Here is a 4,127-nt window from a genome sequence, read left to right as displayed (position 1 = left end):
CAACCGATCGCTGAAGCCGCCTGATCTGCGGCCTCCAGCCCACGCTTACCAAGGACGCGATTTCCGAAATCGAGATTGCGCTGCCGAGGTTGCATCGCATCGTGCGCATGGCCAGGCTGACTTGCCAGGGGGCGAGCATCGGTCGGCTGCTTGTCGCTGCTCGATGCGCCTCGAAATGCCTCTGCCGTCCGACCGGCACCGATTGTTTATTAGTCTGCGCCAGCCGAGCGTACGGCATCGCGCTCGCGTCCGCGTATTCAAAAGCCGCCATGGCGACCCCCAATGGGTTGCGAGGCAGATGGTTTGCGCCGGGAACCTCAGCGCCCTACCTCTTCGGCCACCACCATGAGACACATCGGCGTAAGCCGGAGCGCGCTCGAAGGAGGAAGCCCTACTATTCCCATGGGGAGACACATTGGCGAACCAAAAGGCGGCCCACTTTTTGTCTGGGTTCGGTGTAGGGCCGCTTCACATGGATCGCCGATCAATCGCTCGAGGAGCGTGGCCCCGTCAGAGGGGCTGCCTGGGACGACGCAGGACCTTCCTGAGATATTTCTCCGCGCGAGCGAGCTCCTTTTGAACTGAGCGCTTGTGCAAGCCGAACTCGGCGGCAATCTCGCCTTGCGTTTTCTCGTCGCGCCACTTGGCCAGGAATATCGCCTGCCGCCGGATCGGGAGGGCATGAAGCGCCTGCAAAGCTCGGCTCATTTCATCCGTGGCCAAGACGACGGCTTCTTGGTCCGGCGCGCCATCCGGAAATTCGGATAGCTCAGCATCGTCCTTATGCACCGTGCGCCAGTCGCTCCGACTCCTGTTCTTTGCGAGATTGACAGCCATCCGATAGAGGTAGGAGCGCGGGCTATGGAGATCACCGATGGACGGATCCGCCCGCAACTTCACATAGACGTCGTGGAGCGCCTCGGCTGCGGCCTCGGGGGACCGGAAATGCGCCGAGAGGCGCGCCAGCAGCGTCGCATATTCAATCTCGAGAAGTGCAAGAAGTTGTTGAACCGGGCTTTGGCCAGACTCGTGGAGCGAAGCGTCGAATTCGTTTGCCGGTGGAGGCTTGAGTGGTTCCGAGTCGTCAATCATTTGCCTTCCGGGCGCTAGCGAGCCCCGCTTCGGGAGCCGAATTTCCAATACCCCGAAAGGCGCGAAGAGGTGCCTGCCGTGAGTTGCGACCGACGACCGCCAGAGTGAAGGAGTGAACGAACTCCAGATTGGAGCAAGGTTCGGATGTGCCACACGCTCTGCGGAGTGCTGAACTGCCGCGCCTCGTGCTACACTCAGACAGTGGTTGTTATCCGCCTGCCTGAACTCGAATTGACAACAGCGATCATGCCGATTGAGATAGTACGCCGCCTTCATGCCATTCAAGTTTATGAAAAATGCGCGGCCGCGTCTCAGCCGCACATCGGCCAAAAATTGCTTGCAGAATAAATGTCACGCAGCGTCTCTAAACGCGGCGCGAAAACCTGCCACTATTTTTCTTGTTTCCTCACATGTTGAGAGAAAAATCCACGGGATGGTTCGAGCAGCGCTTCCCGCCTCCTCGTCACCCATTGATAGGTTTGTGCTCGCCATAGGACCAACATCCCTTTCCAAACATTGTCGCAAACAACGGTGTTCGCCTAGTTTTGGTATTGGAATCGAGAACCGTTCGATATAAGAATGATCGGCCACTCAACCGATTTTCTGCAAACAGGCGGATAGCTCATCAGGGGCGGAATAGAAGGGAGAGTGGTCGGTCTCCAAGGTAAAGACCGGCGAGCAAGGAAGAGCGTCCTGCATGATGCGTTGCAGCGCCAGAGGTATCGCATAGTCGTTAATACATTCGATATAGGCTCTTTTGACCGAGCCATACTTTTCATCTGTGAGACTTAGCGGCGTTGTAAAGGCAGCCATGGGTTCGGCGCTTACAAGAGATCGGGCGCGATCGACCCATGCGCTTTCTGTCATATTATAGAAGGTCGCATCGAGTGCCTCGGGCCGGACAAGCGTCGTTCCGCCTTCCTGCGCTATCGATATCTCCACCGGGCGTTCGCGCGGCAACTTGGTAGCGGTCGACATGAGGGTTTCGCCAGATTCAACAAGGAACGCAGCCAAATAGGCTAAGGTAGCGATGTGCTGAGGCACCCGCTCCGCTACTTCACTGATTATGATGCCGCCCCGGCTGTGCCCTGCGAGAACGACCGGCTCATCCTGTTCTCGAATGATAGCCGCGATCTGGTCGGCCCATTTCGCTAGAGTCACGGTCGACAGAGGAGTATGGTCTTGCCCCATGCCGATCAGGTCCGGGGCGATGGCGCGATGCCCGCCAGCTTCGAGTTGCGGAACCACGCGTTCCCAGCACCAACCCGCGTGCCACGCACCCGACACCAGAATGTAGGTCGTCAAGCAAATCTCCAAAACTACGCGCAGGATTCAACGAATTCTAAACAGTTCGTGCAGGCGTCATTATCCTAATGGCAAGCCGGCCGCGCGCCTGTCCACAGCCAAGTCTTTCAACTGCAAAGCGGGGTCAGACAAAATACCATGAGCGATGGCCGCTCTCTCGACCACGAGCGCTCTGCCCTGCACATAATCGCGGGTGCTATTGACGCAGTCGAGTGCGATGACGCGACCTTCGCGCAGATAGATGAGCGAGAAAGCGCGGTCTGCGCTGCGCCCACGCGTCACCACCTCATCATAACCAGTGGAGAGCCCAACGGTCTGCAGGCGAAGATCATACTGGTTCGACCAAAACCAGGGAACTGCGTCGTAGGTATCGCGTGTCCCGGTCAGCAGCTTTGCAACGGTGAGAGCCTGATCATTGGCGTTCTGCACGGACTCGAGGCGGATGAGGGCGCCATCCGCATAGGAGCTGCGATGTGTGGCGCAATCACCGATCGCATAGACGTCATCCAGGCTGGTCTCGCAATATTCATTGACCCGAACGCCCACATCTCCCTCAGCCCCGGCATCGATCAGCGGACGCACGGTTGGCAAGATGCCGATCCCCACAATCACCATGTCGCATGCGAGCAGAGTTCCATCAGCAAGCCGCACGCCGCTCGCCATCCCGTCCCGCTCTTCGATACGATCAACGGCGACCCCCAATCGGATATCGACGCCGTGCGCGCGATGCTCTGCCTCGTAGAAACGCGAAAGCGGTTCGCCCGCGACGCGGGCGAGGACACGATCCTGGGCTTCAAGAACCGTTACGGCCTTTTCGAACTTGGAAAGGACGGCAGCGGCTTCCAGTCCAATATAGCCGCCCCCGATCACGACGACCTGCTCCACTCCGGGCAACTCGGCAATCATTCGGTCGACATCGGCCCGCGAGCGAACACTATGGATGCCGCCCAAATCTGCGCCCTGACAGTTCAACCGCCGGGGGGCACCGCCAGCGGCCCATATCAGATGCTTATAACCAATCCGTTGACCGTCTGCGAGTTCGACGTGCCTAGCGTCCGGTTGCACGCCGACCACTGTTTTTCCAAGCAGCAGCGAAACCACGCGTTCGCTCCAGAAGCTCTCCGGACGGATCAGGATCCGCTCGAAACTCTTGGCGCCCGCCAGATAATCCTTGGACAAGGGCGGACGTTCATAGGGCGGATAGATTTCGTCGCCGATAATCGCGATCGTGCCCGTGAACTTCCTTTGCCGTAGTGCAATGGCGGCTTGTGCGCCGGCATGCCCGCCACCCACGATGACCACGTCATAGCTCGCGTTTACCGTTTCAGTCATCCCGCACCTGTCGCCCACTGCATCTTCCAGGATCGTTCACGCCGCCGCGAAGCGGATCGGCAGCGATTTGACCCCGCCGACGAATGTCGAAATCGTCCGGCGCGGCGTACCTGAGAGTTCGAGAGCCTCGATCCTATCGAAGAACTCTTCGAAGAATATCCGCATCTCCATCCGGGCCAGATGCTGACCGAGGCAGACATGGGCGCCATACCCGAAAGCCAGATGCGGGTTGGGTTTACGGTCCGGTCTGAATACGAACGGATCGTCGAAGACCGCTTCGTCCCGATTGGCGGAAGGGAAGGAAAGCATGAGCCAGTCGCCTGCCCGAATCTGCTGGCCACTCAAATCTGTCGTTGCCCCTTAATTCCCGGACAGTTCCTCACTGGTTGAACGTGTGA

General features: G+C 58.8%; 4 protein-coding genes and 1 pseudogene. All 5 read right to left on the bottom strand.

The window, feature by feature from the left end; all coding sequences use genetic code 11:
• A pseudogene (locus ET21_RS28640) lies at positions 1 to 271 on the bottom strand (hypothetical protein); the annotation flags it as partial.
• 239 nt (positions 272 to 510) lie between these two features.
• On the bottom strand, positions 511 to 1,092 hold the full coding sequence (locus ET21_RS0121925) for an RNA polymerase sigma factor (RefSeq protein WP_030541366.1): 582 nt from the start codon (positions 1,090 to 1,092) through the stop codon (positions 511 to 513).
• A 591-nt stretch (positions 1,093 to 1,683) separates the two neighbouring features.
• The gene (locus tag ET21_RS0121920; RefSeq protein WP_030541365.1) at positions 1,684 to 2,397 is read right to left on the bottom strand and encodes an alpha/beta fold hydrolase; all 714 of its coding nucleotides are present in this window, start codon (positions 2,395 to 2,397) and stop codon (positions 1,684 to 1,686) included.
• Between the two features lie 60 nt (positions 2,398 to 2,457).
• On the bottom strand, positions 2,458 to 3,729 hold the full coding sequence (locus ET21_RS0121915; RefSeq protein ID WP_030541364.1) for an NAD(P)/FAD-dependent oxidoreductase: 1,272 nt from the start codon (positions 3,727 to 3,729) through the stop codon (positions 2,458 to 2,460).
• Positions 3,730 to 3,765: 36 nt separating this feature from the next.
• Positions 3,766 to 4,074 (bottom strand): cytochrome P450, encoded by a 309-nt coding sequence (locus tag ET21_RS0121910; RefSeq protein ID WP_272945238.1) that lies wholly within the window; start codon positions 4,072 to 4,074, stop codon positions 3,766 to 3,768.
• Between the last annotated feature and the right edge of the window lie 53 nt (positions 4,075 to 4,127).

The sequence above is a fragment of the Sphingobium sp. DC-2 genome (assembly GCF_000722555.1).
Classification (GTDB): domain Bacteria; phylum Pseudomonadota; class Alphaproteobacteria; order Sphingomonadales; family Sphingomonadaceae; genus Sphingobium; species Sphingobium quisquiliarum.
Note: the sequence above shows the minus strand (reverse complement) of the source record. Positions and strands in the feature narration are given on the sequence as shown.